General features: G+C 40.7%; 17 protein-coding genes. 3 read left to right on the top strand and 14 right to left on the bottom strand.

Going from position 1 to position 15111, the window contains the following annotated elements; translation table 11 throughout:
- Nucleotides 1-114: 114 nt before the first annotated feature.
- Nucleotides 115-1452 (top strand): sensor domain-containing diguanylate cyclase, encoded by a 1338-nt coding sequence (locus CYCPU_RS0102760; RefSeq protein WP_020161867.1) that lies wholly within the window; start codon nt 115-117, stop codon nt 1450-1452.
- A 10-nt stretch (nt 1453-1462) separates the two neighbouring features.
- On the opposite strand, the gene msrA is transcribed toward CYCPU_RS0102760, so the two are convergent.
- On the bottom strand, nt 1463-2089 hold the full coding sequence (gene msrA / locus CYCPU_RS0102755) for a peptide-methionine (S)-S-oxide reductase MsrA (protein WP_020161866.1): 627 nt from the start codon (nt 2087-2089) through the stop codon (nt 1463-1465).
- A 119-nt stretch (nt 2090-2208) separates the two neighbouring features.
- Between msrA and hslO the strand changes: the two genes are divergently transcribed.
- The gene (hslO, locus tag CYCPU_RS0102750) at nt 2209-3081 is read left to right on the top strand and encodes an Hsp33 family molecular chaperone HslO (protein ID WP_026362569.1); all 873 of its coding nucleotides are present in this window, start codon (nt 2209-2211) and stop codon (nt 3079-3081) included.
- Between the two features lie 86 nt (nt 3082-3167).
- On the opposite strand, the gene trxC is transcribed toward hslO, so the two are convergent.
- The 7 genes from trxC to CYCPU_RS0102715 form a co-directional block, all read right to left on the bottom strand.
- The gene (trxC, locus tag CYCPU_RS0102745; protein WP_015005353.1) at nt 3168-3605 is read right to left on the bottom strand and encodes a thioredoxin TrxC; all 438 of its coding nucleotides are present in this window, start codon (nt 3603-3605) and stop codon (nt 3168-3170) included.
- 59 nt (nt 3606-3664) lie between these two features.
- Nucleotides 3665-3907: a GIY-YIG nuclease family protein gene (locus tag CYCPU_RS0102740; RefSeq protein ID WP_015005352.1), complete on the bottom strand. Its 243-nt coding sequence runs from the start codon at nt 3905-3907 to the stop codon at nt 3665-3667.
- A complete protein-coding gene (locus CYCPU_RS0102735; RefSeq protein WP_015005351.1) occupies nt 3904-4416 on the bottom strand; it encodes a SprT family zinc-dependent metalloprotease in 513 nt (170 codons plus the stop codon). Before CYCPU_RS0102735 ends, CYCPU_RS0102740 begins: the two co-directional genes overlap by 4 nt.
- Nucleotides 4413-5207: a division plane positioning ATPase MipZ gene (locus CYCPU_RS0102730; protein WP_016389810.1), complete on the bottom strand. Its 795-nt coding sequence runs from the start codon at nt 5205-5207 to the stop codon at nt 4413-4415. The genes CYCPU_RS0102735 and CYCPU_RS0102730 overlap by 4 nt, the downstream gene beginning before the upstream one ends.
- A 39-nt stretch (nt 5208-5246) precedes the next feature.
- A complete protein-coding gene (gene fabV, locus CYCPU_RS0102725; protein ID WP_020161865.1) occupies nt 5247-6446 on the bottom strand; it encodes an enoyl-ACP reductase FabV in 1200 nt (399 codons plus the stop codon).
- Between the two features lie 153 nt (nt 6447-6599).
- Nucleotides 6600-7535, bottom strand: coding sequence for a DMT family transporter (locus CYCPU_RS0102720; protein WP_016389813.1), 936 nt, complete (start codon nt 7533-7535; stop codon nt 6600-6602).
- A gap of 78 nt (nt 7536-7613) precedes the next feature.
- Nucleotides 7614-8132, bottom strand: coding sequence for a Z-ring associated ZapG family protein (locus CYCPU_RS0102715; RefSeq protein ID WP_020161864.1), 519 nt, complete (start codon nt 8130-8132; stop codon nt 7614-7616).
- 257 nt (nt 8133-8389) lie between these two features.
- Between CYCPU_RS0102715 and CYCPU_RS0102710 the strand changes: the two genes are divergently transcribed.
- Nucleotides 8390-10135, top strand: coding sequence for an ABC transporter ATP-binding protein (locus tag CYCPU_RS0102710; protein WP_020161863.1), 1746 nt, complete (start codon nt 8390-8392; stop codon nt 10133-10135).
- Between the two features lie 158 nt (nt 10136-10293).
- On the opposite strand, the gene CYCPU_RS0102705 is transcribed toward CYCPU_RS0102710, so the two are convergent.
- The 6 genes from CYCPU_RS0102705 to nqrF all read right to left on the bottom strand — a co-directional run bounded on the left by CYCPU_RS0102705 (nt 10294) and on the right by nqrF (nt 15110).
- Complete coding sequence (locus CYCPU_RS0102705; RefSeq protein WP_020161862.1) at nt 10294-10578, bottom strand: hypothetical protein; 285 nt, start codon at nt 10576-10578, stop codon at nt 10294-10296.
- A 171-nt stretch (nt 10579-10749) separates the two neighbouring features.
- Nucleotides 10750-12195 (bottom strand): exodeoxyribonuclease I, encoded by a 1446-nt coding sequence (gene sbcB / locus CYCPU_RS0102700; protein ID WP_020161861.1) that lies wholly within the window; start codon nt 12193-12195, stop codon nt 10750-10752.
- A 3-nt stretch (nt 12196-12198) separates the two neighbouring features.
- Nucleotides 12199-12600, bottom strand: a complete 402-nt coding sequence (locus tag CYCPU_RS0102695) for a CBS domain-containing protein (protein ID WP_020161860.1) — start codon at nt 12598-12600, stop codon at nt 12199-12201.
- 39 nt (nt 12601-12639) lie between these two features.
- Nucleotides 12640-12837 (bottom strand): (Na+)-NQR maturation NqrM, encoded by a 198-nt coding sequence (gene nqrM, locus CYCPU_RS0102690; RefSeq protein ID WP_016389819.1) that lies wholly within the window; start codon nt 12835-12837, stop codon nt 12640-12642.
- Nucleotides 12834-13886, bottom strand: coding sequence for an FAD:protein FMN transferase (locus CYCPU_RS0102685; protein WP_020161859.1), 1053 nt, complete (start codon nt 13884-13886; stop codon nt 12834-12836). Before CYCPU_RS0102685 ends, nqrM begins: the two co-directional genes overlap by 4 nt.
- Nucleotides 13887-15110 (bottom strand): NADH:ubiquinone reductase (Na(+)-transporting) subunit F, encoded by a 1224-nt coding sequence (nqrF, locus tag CYCPU_RS0102680; protein WP_015005340.1) that lies wholly within the window; start codon nt 15108-15110, stop codon nt 13887-13889.
- Between the last annotated feature and the right edge of the window lies 1 nt (nt 15111).

The raw sequence follows: 15111 nt of genomic DNA, 5'->3' as shown, positions 1-15111 counted from the left end.
AACCCACAAACCATCAACAAAAAAACATTATCTGCTAGCATTTATAAAAGCGTATTTATTTTTTAAAATGCTAATGCTTCTCTAACTTTCAATAAAAACAATAAGGCATTAAAAATGTTAAACAAAGATCAGCTACTTGAACCACTGATGAGTCAATTGGTAACCCCCGCGTTTGTACTCGACGCTAATGGCAAAGTGCTGATATGGAATAAAGCCTGTGAACGCTTAACCAATGTTAAAGCCGACCAAGTGCTCGGCACTAACCGCCATTGGCAAGCTTTTTATGATCATAAAAGAGACTGTTTAGCTGACTTGCTGGTCAACGGTAACGTCGATAAACTCAAAGCCCTATACTCTTATCACTCAGACAACAACCACTTCGGCGTCCATGCTCAAAATTGGTGTCAAATACCTAATGTTCCTGGCCACTTCTATTTAGCCGTTGATGCTGGCGCTATCTATAATGAAAAAGGCAAACTGATTGCTGTTGTTGAGACCATCAGAGACATCACCGAACAAAAGCTTGCGCAAGAAAACCTTAATCGACTCATGCAAGATCATGTCACCCCTACTTTTGCCTTAGATGCAGATGGAGAGGTTTTAATTTGGAATAGAGCCTGCGAACAACTCACTAATTGTAAGGCTGAAAACATGATCGGCACAAAGAATCATTGGCAGGCTTTTTATGATGAAAAACGAGATTGCTTAGCCGACTTATTATTAAAGAATGATACAGATAAAATCGCGGAGCTTTATTCTCTACAAATCGACGATGCGGTTAACGAACACCGGCTTAGAGTTGAAAATTGGTGTCAGATACCCAAAGTCCCTGGGCATTTTTATCTAGCAATTGATGCAGCGCCAATATACAACGAGGCTGGTGATTTAGTCGCTGTCGTTGAATCACTTCGAAATATGACAGAAGCAAAATTAGCACAAGAAAAGCTCGAACGCCTTGCTCAATATGATGGACTAACAGGGCTCGCCAATAGACGATCATTTGATCAAAGGCTTCAAGGTGATTGGAATTTAGCAGAACGAAATCAAACACCTATATCACTATTGTTTATAGACATTGACTGCTTCAAGCAATTTAATGATATCTATGGTCACCAAACAGGAGACGATTGTTTAAAAGCCGTCGCTTCGGTTATTTCTGGCCAATGTTTTCGCCCTTCTGACCTATCTGCTCGTTATGGCGGTGAAGAATTCACCATCATTTTGCCCAACACTGACAAAAATGGTGCTCAAGTCATAGCCGAACGTGTTCGCAAAGCCGTTTTTGATTTACATTGGGAGCATTCTGGTAACACTGCCGCTGATTATGTCACCATTAGCATCGGCATAGGCACTTGCATTCCCAGCACAGGGCAAACAGTCGACACCCTTATTAAAATGGCGGACGAATCTTTATACAAAGCAAAGGAACAAGGCAGAAATCGAATTTATTAAGGCGTGTATTTTAAAATGTAACGCCTGTTCCACCTAAGCCACAGTAACCACTCGGGTTCTTCGCTAAATATTGTTGATGATAATGCTCAGCATAATAAAAGCTAGGCTCTGGCAAAATTTCCGTTGTAATATCACCTAACCCAGCAGCTTTAAGTTTCTGCTCAAATAACTCTTTAGATTGCTTGGCCAATGTCGCTTCTGCGTTTGTCGCATAATAAATACCTGAGCGGTATTGCGTCCCTCTATCGTTTCCTTGACGCATCCCCTGCGTCGGATCATGCGACTGCCAAAATACCTTTAGCAAACTGTCATAGGAAATAACTGTTGGGTCATACACAACTAACACAACTTCATTATGGCCGGTTTGCCCAGAACATACTTCTTCATATGTTGGGTTAGCGGTGTAGCCCCCTGCATAACCGACTGCTGTTGAATATACCCCCTCCAATTGCCAGAATTTACGTTCTGCGCCCCAAAAGCAGCCTAAACCAAACAAGGCTGTTTTATGGCCATCAGGGAAAGGCGGGACCAAAACATGACCAGAATAAACAAAATGCTCCCTTGGCACAGGCATCGATTCGGTACGACCCGGCAAGGCTTGATCTTTTGTAGGCAATATAAGTTTTTTATCAAACATGTTTTATATCTTACCTCATACAATAAAGAAAATAACGCCTTGGCCGCCGTTATTGGGCATTCCGTCATATAATGTTGGCTCTATTTTTAGATAAAACAGCACAGGCGAGCAGCTCTACTATGTCAAACGAAAATAAAGACCAACTCTTTCGATTTCTTTTTAAAGAACTAGGCGTACGGGGTGAAATTGTCTCGTTAGATGCCAGTTTTCAAGCTGCATTAGCCTTACACAACTACCCTACCAGTGTCGCTGAACAATTAGGGCAAGCGCTTGCCGCCTCGCTGCTCTTATCTGCTACATTGAAATTTGATGGTTCATTAATTCTGCAGATTCAAGGGAACGGACCGATTAGCATGCTGGTGGCTCAAGCAAGTGACCGTCAAAACGTGCGCGGCTTAGCCCATTGGGATGGCGATGTGAAGCCCGGAAACCTGACAGACTTATTTGCTGATGCTCGACTAGTTCTTACGCTTAAACCAACTATGGGCAAACCTTATCAGGGAATTGTTAATTTGGAAGGCAACGCCCTATCCGATGCACTAGAGTCTTACTTTAAGCAATCTGAGCAGCTTAAAACACGCCTATGGTTTGCCGTAAATGGCGACAAAGCCGTTGGCTTTTTGCTACAAGAGTTACCCGCACATAACGGCGAACAAGCTGATTGGGAGCGCGTAGAAATGTTAGCAGACACCATCACAAGCAATGAGTTGCTTGAGTTAACAGCTGAGGACATTATTCACCGCCTTTTCCACGAAGAAAGCGTCACACTTTACGAGCCACAAGCGATACAGTTTAAATGCAGTTGCTCTAGAGAAAAGATTGAAGCGGGCTTATTAACAGTCGGGCATGCAGAATTAGTCTCATTACTTGAAGAAAAAGGTGCTGTCGACACACACTGTGATTTTTGCAATCAGCATTATCATTTTGACGCCATTGATATCGAACAGCTATTTTCCACCGGCAAAACCAGTGGCCCAACGGTGCTCCATTAACATTGGCACTCACCTGAGCTAAACTAATACAGCAAACAAAGACCCCCTAAAAGAGCTCAATCGCCCTATAAATTACCAGTCTCGCGCTAAGAAATATAAGGTTTCAGCCACTGCTCAAATTGTGATAAATTCATGACGCCTGCTTGCCTAGCAAGCTCTTTTCCATTTTTCATCACTAATAAGGTCGGAATACTTCGAATATTAAAACGAGCGGCTAACCGTTGCTCATGCTCTGTATCCAACTTAGCAAATCTCGCTTTGGGTTCTAGCTTTTTTATTGCCTGATCAAATGTCGGCGCAAAAGACCGACATGGACCACACCACCCTGCCCAGCAATCTATTACAACTGGAAGATCATTTTGTTCAAAATGGCGTTGCGCATTGGAAGCTTTTAGGGTGACATATTTGCCAGCAAATAACTTTTTCTTACACTGACCACAACGCCCACCAGCAGTTAATTTATCACTCGGCAGCTTATTGACCACATCACAGGATGTGCAAACTACTTTTATTGAATCAGTCATAGGCTAAGCGTTAATAAAGTTTTTAATAGAATAAAATATGGGGCCAAACTCAGCATCATTCAAGGCTTGATTAACTGCAGCTTTTGCAGCCTCGTTAATTTTTTAATGCTTGCCTCTCGAATACTAGCCCTGCTTCTATTATCCACCTTCTCGCTATAGACAAATTTAACAGGTCGGCGACCTTTAAAATATTTCGCACCTTGCCCCGTCGCATGCTGCTGAAAACGACGGTCTAAATCCGTTGTTATTCCTGTATACAAGCTACTATCGCTGGCTTCAATAATGTAGACAAACCAGCTCATACAGCCTTAAGAAGCTCGCCACACTGGCGACAAAAATAGTTAGTTTTGCGCTGAACAACTTTATTATGCCGACGAACACCTAATTGATGCGTTTGGCAATCGCAGCGATAAGGGACTGTTGAATATCGTCGCTTAGGGATATCACTCAAATCATATTGCGCTGTTCGGCTCGCTTTAGCGCCAAACTGTTGCATCATAGCTCGCCACTCTGGCCCATGTGGTAACACTTTTTTCTTACTAAACTGTTTATCAATAATATAGTGCGCAACCTCATGTGGCACAGTTTGCTGAAGATTTTGTTTGAAATATTTTGAAAATATAAGCGCGTTATAACGGATTAATATTTGCTCACGAGATCTTTTATACATGCCAATCGTGTGACCGGTCAGATCAAATTTAACTGGAATAACTTGATAATCCGTACTCAATAAGCTGTTCGCCAATTGTATATATCGAGCGGTTTCATCAATAACCAGCTGCTCCTGTTCTGCAGTCAGCTGAGCGATCATTCCACCACGTTAAGACTATCAACTAACGAACGAACCTCTTGCCTTGCCGCGACATGAGATAAACTATTAACCTTTTCGAGATCCAATACCGTCAGACCATTTGGAAACAGTTCCTTATAAATAACGCGTTCATATAAGCCGGGCACATAACGAAACATAATTCGCTTTTGTAATGATTCCAAGGCACTGTGTACACGTTTGTTATTTCTTGAATCTAGCGATGCCAGTCTCGTTCGAACCACCACCCAATCCATCGGCGGTTTACCACTCGCTGAGCGAAACTTTCGGCTATCCCAAACCATTTCCGTATAAAAACTAAGTTTTTTAACTTGAAAAGAATCCGCCGATACCTCACCCAATAAATCCAAGTCTATAAAGCTATCATTCAAAGGCGTAACTAAGGTGTCTGCCAAGGCATGCGCCAAACGTGACAAGTAGGTGTCATTTCCTGGGCAATCAATAACAATAAAATCGACATCACGTTTGAATTCATCCAGCCCCTCTTGCAAACTCTGTTGATCTTCGACTTCCCTGTCTTTAACTAAACTAGCCGTCGATTGACCAACTACTTTAAACGCTGGCATAGCAACTTTGGTTCCACCATTTGCCATAAACGTTTGCCTGTTTTGCAAATATCTCGCTACACTTTTTTGCCGTGCATCTAAATCGATAACCGCTACTTTTTTAGTCTTATCGAGTAAACCAACAATGATGTGCATGGCAAGGGTGGACTTACCTGTCCCCCCTTTTTCATTACCGACTACAATGATGTGCGCGTCTTTTTTATCCATAAAATTTTTGCCTAATCAAAGCATCCTGTAAGACAATAACTAGAGTGTTTCTAATTCAAACTCTACTAGCGGATTTACATCTTCATCGTAATTAACTGCTGCTAATTCAAAACCAAATAGATTAAGAAATTCTTTTTTGTAACTCGCATAATCTGTTAATTCAAATAAATTTTCTGTTGTTACCGTTGGCCAAATATCAACACATTGTTGTTGAATGTCGTCACGTAGCTCCCAATCATCTAAACGTAAGCGATTAGCATCATCTAAATTCTTTTCTGATCCGGCATTAAACAGTTGCGTTCTAAAAAGGCGGTTTATTTGTTCGATACAACCTTCATGAATACCTGCTTCCTTCATCACCTTAAACACCATTGAAATATACAACGGCATCACTGGAATAGCAGAACTGGCTTGCGTTACCACCGATTTCAATACGGCGACATGCGCACTACCATTAAGCTGTTTAAGTTTCGCATCAATTGCTTTTGCTGCACGGTCCAAATCCATTTTGGCTTTACCTAATGCTCCGTCCCAATAAATGGGCCACGTAATGGCAGTTCCAATATAGCTATAAGCAACCGACTGACAGCCTTTTGCTAGCACGCCAGCTTGACTCAGCGCATCCATCCACAGCTCCCAGTCTTCCCCACCCATGACAGTCACAGTGTCTTTGATTTCTTGCTCAGTTGCAGGCTCAACTTCTGCCTCAATGATAGTATCTTTATTTGTATCAATCGCGGTTGACCGATATGTTTCACCAATGGGTTTTAAGCATGACCGCGTCAGCTGGTCGGCACCCGGAACTTTACGGACAGGAGAAGCCAGTGAATAAACAACTAAGTCTATCTCACCTAAATCTTCTTTAATCAGCTCAATGGTTTTTTGCTTCGCTTCATTTGAAAAAGCATCGCCATTAATATGCTTCGCATACAAACCTGCTTTTTTTGCTTCAGCATCAAATGCAGCCGTGTTATACCAGCCTGCAGAGCCGGGCTTTTTCTCACTACCGGGTTTTTCAAAAAAAACACCGATAGTTGCAGCACCCGAGCCAAAAGCTGCCGTAATTCTAGAAGCCAGACCATAACCACTTGAAGACCCGATAACCAGCACTTTTTTAGGCCCATCTTTGACCGGACCTTGTTGTTGTGTCAGCTTAATTTGCGCGTTGACATTCTCAGCGCAACCAACAGGGTGTGCTGTTGTACAGATAAAGCCACGAGTTTTTGGTTTAATGATCATACCCTTGTCCATTTAATTAAAATAAAGCCGTTATTTTAAAGGGATAACGTAATATTTTATAGCTCTCAATGAATCATCTTCATATTGCTATCAGCTACTTTATATTCCTTCTACGACTAAAGAACGGCTTAGCAGAAACAGAACCTAGCTTATTCACGCTGACGCACGTTTCAACAATCTCTGTATCAATGTCCAACGAATAATAATGATGGAGATAAAAACTAATACACAACCGATCAACTCTTTTTCTGATAGGCTTTCTCCAAACCAAGCGGCCGCCATAAGCGCTGTCCAAATTGGTTCCACAATCATGATAACCACGCCATGACTGTTGCTTGACAGGCTTTGCGCATGGGTCTGCATAAAAAAACGTAGCGCCGTGCCAATAAATGCGCTTGCCAATACCCAAGCCAGCAAAGTGCTTGAAAACCCTTCTGCCGCCTCTAGCCAACCCTCCGTGATAAAGGACAGCATACCCACTAACACACCAACAGTTACCAAGGCTATCGCTGTTAATGGCAATGCTGGGACTCTTTTACTAACCCGGGTGACCTCACCTAATACAACTATTTCACGATGATTAGCTGCTCGAGAATTCAATACAAAAAACAGGGCCACAAAAAGCGCCGATACAATAAAGAGTAATTGCCCTTTTTGTATCTCAAATTCTCCAGATAGGGACAAGAAAGCTAGGCCCACTAAGGCAAAGGGGATTGCATACCATGTAGTAGAAGGCACCTTCTCAGCAAAAAATATTTTTGAAATAATAGGTGAAAAAATAACCGCCGAACTTGTGATAAAGCTCGCTACGCTCAAACTAACACCTGAATGAAGCCCCATTACCCAAAAACACATTCCTAAAGCAAAGATAAACCCGACGATAATAGCTTGTCGGTACTGATTCCAACTTAAGACACTCAATTGGTTAAAACCCACTATCAGCAATAACAAACCAGCTAATAAAAAGCGCGAACATATAAATAAAAGAGGAGGCATTAACAAAACGGCCTCTTTTGAAAAAATCCAACTGATAGCCGCTAATATTGTTACCAGCACCAACAAAATGTCGGCTTTTATAGCATTGGACAAAGCAAATAACCTTTTTCTTTCACCCTTAACAACCGATTAACATCTAGGTGAGCTACAGCACCAACAAGACAGGCATCATTAGCTTTTTTTATTGGCCTGATTTTTAATTTCTTCAACAATGTCAGCAGACATTTCCACCTCGCTAGCCAGCGGAATATCATCCTCATCTGTTGGGTTACTTTCAGGTGCATCCATCTCAGTTACTTTCTCGCTGTCTTTTTCAAGAGGCTCTTCTTTTTTTGTCGTTGTTTTTGATATAACCGGCCCTTCTTCCTGTGCTACTTCAAGCTCTTCATTTGGGATAGCAAGCAAAGCTGTTTCTTCTAGATCGACCTGAAGTGCTTTTGCTTCATCAGAACATAACTCACCTGCTCCGTTCGCTATATGTCGATAAACATCTCGATATTGGTCTGTTAAGCCTTTAAACAAGACAGCTGTATTAACAAAATGATTATCGACTTGTTTGCGATATGCTTCGTGTTCAGCTTCTAGCGCTTTAATTTTTGAACTGCCATCTTTTCCTTTTTTAAATAGCAAGGATAAGAAAAAACCAAAAACTGCACCTATTACAACGCCCAACAATAACTCAATACTCATTTAACTTAACTCCTGGCAAATATTCCACTTCACTTAAAAGACCTTCATTACAATTTTTATTCTATCTCACAACGCCTATAGGTGGGCTAATAACTTAAGCGCTTATTTAACGACTAAGCAATTGGCTCAACATCAATTGGCCTATCCATTAGAATATTCATTTAACCGTTAAATACTTTGATATAAGGCTCACTTTGACTAACCTAAACGAAGATTTTCATTTCCATAATACTTACCGATGGCAAACTTTGCTGAGCATGGCAAAAAAGCATCGAGCCTCTTTAATAAAAGCAAATATTATGGCCATGATCGCTGTTTTAGCGAGTGTTCCTGTGCCCCTTCTAATGCCATTATTAGTCGATGAGGTTTTACTTAAACAGCCCGGTGTTGCCGTACAAACAATCCAACAAATAACACCTACTGTTTGGCACGGGCCTATCTTATATATTCTCGCCTTATTGGTATTAACACTTTTATTAAGGGCTATCTCACTTTTTTTTAACGTTTTACAAAGCCGTCTATTTACTCTGACCGCTAAAGAAATCACTTTTCAAATTCGTCGGCATTTATTACAACGTTTACCTTTTATCTCAATGACCGAGTTTGAAACCGTTGGTAGTGGAACCATTAGCAGTCATTTTATTACTGACATTGAAACCGTTGACCAGTTTATTGGCAGTACAACAAGTAAGCTGTTAGTGGCCATTCTTACTGTTCTTGGAACCTCGATTGTTCTGCTTTGGATGCACTGGCAGCTTGCCCTCTTTATTCTTTTTCTCAACCCTGCGGTCATCTATTTCACCACCATTTTTGCCAAACGGGTTAAACATTTAAAAGCTAACGAAAACTTGGCTTTTGAAGACTTCCAACAATCCCTTATTGAAACCTTAAATGCGATAAGAGAAATTCGCGCTCATAACCGAAGCAAACATTACACAACCCTATTGATTGGTAAAGCCAACACTATTAGAACTCGCGCCAGTAGTTATTCTTGGAAGAGTGACACTGCAAACCGACTGGGTTTTATGGTGTTTTTATTCGGTTTTGATATCTTTCGAGCTCTTGCAATGTTCATGGTCGTCTACGCCGACCTAAGTATTGGCCAGATGCTCGCCGTTTTTGGCTACCTGTGGTTTATGATGGGTCCAGTCCAAGAAATACTGCACGTTCAATTAAGTTTCTTCTCCGCAAACGCCGCCCTCGAGCGGATAAACTCCCTCATTACTTTAAAAGATGAGCCTCGTTATCCACATACAGTTAACCCCTTTAAAAATAAACACTCTGTGTCTATTCAAATGAAAAACATTCATTTTTCGTATGGTCGTCACAAAAACATTCTCAATGGCATCACACTGGATATTAAGTCAGGCGATCAAATTGCTTTGGTTGGCGCTAGCGGTGGCGGCAAATCTACATTAGTGCAGGCTCTACTTGGTTTATACCCTATCAGTGACGGGATGATTTATTTTGATAATATTCCGGTCACTCAGATAGGTTTTGATACCATTCGTGACAATGTATCAACCGTACTTCAGCACCCCGTATTATTTAATGCTTCTATACGTGACAACTTAACAATGGGGCGTTCTTTAAATGATAATGAGCTGTGGCACGCACTGTCTATTGCACAACTCCAACAAACCATACAACAATTACCTCAGCAACTGGACACATTGATCGGTCAACAAGGCGTACGTTTATCCGGTGGACAGCGTCAGCGGCTAGCCATTGCTCGAATGATCCTTAGCCAACCTAAGGTCGTTATTCTGGATGAAGCAACCTCAGCGCTGGATAGCGAAACTGAGTTTCAATTACATAAATCAATGCGGTCTTTCTTAAAGGACCGCACCACAATCATTATTGCCCATCGCTTAAGTGCCATAAAACAGGCCCAACATGTGTATGTTTTTGAAGACGGCATTATTAGCGAACAAGGCCATCACAACAAACTTATTGAACAACAGGGCTTATACGCTAAGCTTTACGGTGAAAAGCAGCATTAAACTAACTCTCACTAAGTATTTGCTCGTCCTATTTTTCTTTAAACATGAAAAACAATACAGTGTGATATAACAAAAAAGCCAGATAAGCACTCAATGGTGTTTATCTGGCTTTGATTATTAACAAGCTTTCAAGTCCCCTTGCTACTAACAGGACTTGCTTATTTTTTTATCCAACCTTGTAATGCCGCGATAATACCTTCCGCTTGGGCAGCGCTCGATATATTGAACTTTGATTTCTGCTGGTACTCACCATTACGCTTTTGATAACGACGAATGGTATATTTATCAGGGCCATACTCTTCTTTTGTACGATTCCAGTCTTGATGCTTGTATATAACGGTCGCCCATGCACCCTTTGAAAGAACGACTTTATCAAGTTCTTTTACTGTTTCAATACCGCCATCTGTATAACTAACGGTTAGCTCTTCTACTGTTTCTGCCATGCTATTTCCTGCGCTTTGTTAATCGTTAACGCTAAACCAATTATGATTTAACGCTTGGAATAAGGTTTATCGGAGACATTCTACCAACACCTTTAATCTTTTTTCATGATACCTTCAAGTTGTTTGCAGTCCGGCCACGTTTGTTAGCGATTAAAGCCAATGAATAAAAATTTAGTCTGATACCAAACTGTCGGCAACTGCCTCACCGTAATCAATTAATTCTTCTAGTAGCACTTGCTGTTCTTCACTCCAATCACCGTCAACCACTAACTCATCAAGCCTTTCAAAATATGCTTTTAAGGTTAAACGTCCATCATTATGTTCTTTAATAAAACAATTGTGGCGATATGCTTGCCATTGCGTTTTTTCCACCTCGTTAAGAGTTTCCGGGTAATTTCTTGCTCTATAACGAAACAACATTTCTTCTAAACGCTCATCCTCAAATGGCAACGATAACTCTGCCAATTTATCTATTGGACAAGCACGTATTTGCGTCATATTTTGCACATCTATAGGGCTAAAAAAACCGCCACTATATAGCATTAAATCAGGGTCTGTAGCGCTTTCGAATGTATTAATAGAGAAAACTTCTGCCAGTTTTTTTTCAATACCCGCACCGAGTATTTTTTGCCTATTTTCTTCGCACCGCAGTAAATCAATATTTAATTTATTTTTGACCTCTGTAGTCAGGGTACTTAAAGGTGCCAACATTGGTGATTTATTAATATGAACGGTCTTAAGAGGCAGGCGCTTCTGTCCTTCATTTAATTCAGCCGTAGGTGTGTATAATCGCTGGTGGATTTCTTCAGCTGTTAAGTCAATAAGCTCTGTTGGGTCAGCAGATAGATCAAAAACCAGCACTCCATTTTTATTCACTGGGTGAGCAGCAATGGGGACAACAACTGCTAAACAATCTTGTGCGGCAGGGTATTTACTCGACACATGTATAACAGCGGTATTGTGTATCAGGTCCAGGTTTTCCGCGGCTTTTTTTTTATTTCGCAGTGATAAGCCCCAACTATAAATTCTAGGTTGTTGTTGCTTAATAAGCTTTGCTAATTCAATAGTGGCATATACATCTGATAAGGCATCATGTGCGGCCTCATGCAAGATACCATTCGCTTTAGTCAGCTCTTCTAATTTAAAACTAGCCGCGCCATCTTCACGTTGTGGCCAATTAATTCCATCTGGTCTAAGAGCATGTGTCAATCGAACTAGGTCTATTAAATCCCAACGTGAGTTGCCAGACTTCCATTCACGGGCATAAGGATCGAAAAAATTTCTATATAAAAGGTGCCTTGTAAATTCATCATCAAATCGAATACTGTTGTATCCAACGACACATGTTTGAGGCGTACTAAACTCGCGGTGCACTCGCTTAATAAATTCGCTTTCTAATAGACCTTCTCTGATTGCATGTTGTGGTGTAATTCCAGTAATTAGGCACGCTTCTGGGTGAGGCAAGATATCATCATGCAATTTGCAATAAAAAACATCGGGGTTTGCAACTGGATTAAAGTTTAAATCCGTACGTATACCCGCAAACTGGACCACACGATCTCTAGCAGGATCAATGCCCGTTGTTTCGTAATCGTACCAGTAGTATGTTTCAGACAAAGCTTACCAAAGTTTATCCAGTGCTCTAAGTACATCACTCCGGCTAATTTGACCAACCAATTCGCCGTCTTCATCGAGTACTGGATAACGTTTAAATGATGATTTTAAAAATTTCTCAGCAACGTCTACAATACTGGCCGTATCTGGCACTGTCTCTAATTCTTCAGTCATATACTCTGACACGACACCACCCACCCAGTCTTCATAGTAGGTTGACTGTAATGCCACTTGAAGACAGTCCTTTTCGGACAACATTCCTACCAGTGTGCCACGCTCATCCACCACCGGTGCGCCAGATATTTTATGCGTATTTAAATACTTAATCGCCTGGGAAATTTCCAGTCCTGGCGTGAAGGTCGTTAAATTAGTGGCCATGTAGTCTTTTATTAATACTGACTTAAACATCTACTCCCCTTATATCCTATAAACTTATTGTAAGAATGACTAAGCGTTTAACTTTTCCATCTTTTTCTTTTTATCACAGGTTTTTTTACTACAAAGAGCGCAATCACCTTCTAGCCCATCAATGTTATTAAGACCACCACAACTGCCTTTGATTTTGCGATTGCTAAAGATCACACCAACAGACATGAATATCACTACTAGCATGAAAACTAAAAACGTTACTAAAAATATATTCATGATGATAACCCCTGGGTCATTAAGGTAAATTCTGGTGTTGCTATTTCTCTAATGCTATCACCATCCTTCACCAGAAATAATACAGCTAATCTATTGTACACAGCCAAATCGTACCCCTTTTTATGACCCAATACCATAAAAGCTGTTGCCCAAGCATCTGCTTTCATACTATTTTCTGCCAGCACAGTAACTGAGGCCAATTTATGCTGAACGGGTTGGCCATTTGTGGGATTAATAGTGTGAGAAAAACGAACACCATCTTTCTCGAAAAAATTCCTATAATCACCTGAGGTAGCAATAGCCGTATCGCTTACCTTAAGTACGCGATGGATTGAACGATTTTTTGAGTCTGGCTTTTCAATTGCTATACGCCATAAGGTATTTTGTGCGTTTTTACCGCGTAATCGCATTTCTCCGCCAATCTCGACCATATAGTTGCTATAGCCTCTTGACTCAATAAGTTCTGCAATTTCATCGACAGCATAGCCTTTAGCAATAGACGAAAAGTCGATATACACCTTATCGTTTAACTTTTTAATCTCAAGCGTGTCTAGGTTATAAGCAATATTTTGATAGCCCACACTAGCTAGGACTTCCTTGATCTGAACTTCAGTTGGTATCTCATCGACATTAAATGTCGGGCCAAAACCCCATAGGTTCACTAAAGGTCCGACAGTAATATCATATGCACCCTCAGTAATATCACTTATCTGTTGAGCGTGTGCTAAAACATTTATAAACTCTTTAGATTTTTTGTGCCACTGCTGGCCCTTAGAGTCGTTAAAGACAGACACTTCCGAGGAACCAATATACGTTGAGAATGACTGATTAATTTCAACTAAGCGTGAGTCTATTGCTTTTTTTAATGACTCTTGTGTTTCATTTAATTGATCTGCTGCAATAGTTATGTGATAGGTCGTACCCATCGTTTCGCCACTTAATGTAAACGCTGATTTATGCTGCGAATCGCAACCATTAAGTAAGCTGAGAAATATTAAAAAACCCGCTAAAAATATTACATTTTTAGCGGGGTGCTTAAGTAAACTCAATTATCCACCAAAGTCATCGAGCATGATATTTTCATCTTCAACACCAAGGTCTTGAAGCATTTTAATCACCGCTGCGTTCATCATTGGTGGCCCACACATGTAAAACTCACAATCTTCAGGTGCTGGATGATTTTTTAAGTATTCTTCAAATAAAACTTCATGAATAAAACCTGTCAAACCATCCCAATTATCTTCAGGCTGTGGATCTGATAAAGCAACGTGCCACTCAAAATTATCGTTTTCTTTCGCGAGCATATCGAAATCTTCCACATAGAACATTTCTTTTAGGCTTCGAGAACCATACCAGAATGATATTTTTCGATCTGTTTTAATCCGACGTAGTTGATCAAAAATATGTGACCTCATCGGCGCCATACCTGCACCACCACCTATGAAGACCATTTCAGACTTTGTCTCTTTGGCGAAAAACTCACCATAAGGGCCAGATATCGTAACTTCATCGCCCGGTTTAAGGTTAAAGATATAAGAAGACATTTTCCCAGGTGGGGTGCCTTCTGGCGCATTAGGTGCTGGTGAAGCGATACGAACATTTAACATTATTATCCCTTCTTCTTCAGGATAATTAGCCATTGAATATGCTCTTAATACTTCTTCATCAACTTCAGATTTATAACGCCAAATATTAAAGTGATCCCAATCAGCTCTATATTCTTCTTCAACGTCAAAGTCTTTATAATCTACAACATGCGGTGGACATTCAATTTGAATATAACCACCCGCACGGAAGCCAACATCTTCACCTTCAGGCAATTCAAGAACCAGTTCTTTAATGAATGTCGCTACGTTATGGTTTGATTTAACTTTACATTTCCACTTCTTAACACCAAACACTTCTTCTGGCACTGTAATTTTCATGTCATGTTTAACCGTTAACTGACACGATAAGCGTTCACCATCACGTTGCTGACCTTTATTAATGTGAGCACCTTCGGTTGGTAACATTGAGCCACCACCTTCTTGAACACGCACCTTACATTGGCCACAAGTGCCCCCGCCTCCACACGCTGAAGGAACGAATAATTGAGCATCTGCTAATGCGCCTAGCAATTTGCCACCCACAGGTGCCTCTACTTCTTTTTCACCGTTAATTAATATTTTGACATTACCATGCGCTACTAATTTTGACTTTGCCGCCAAAATAATCATCACCAGGATTAAGACAATACCGGTAAAAAACGTTATACCTAAACCAATTTCTAACATA

Origin of the sequence: Cycloclasticus pugetii PS-1 (assembly GCF_000384415.1) — a bacterium.
In the GTDB taxonomy this organism is placed as follows: domain Bacteria; phylum Pseudomonadota; class Gammaproteobacteria; order Methylococcales; family Cycloclasticaceae; genus Cycloclasticus; species Cycloclasticus pugetii.
The sequence above is the reverse complement of the archived record's forward strand: the minus strand, read 5'-3'. Positions and strand labels throughout refer to the sequence as shown.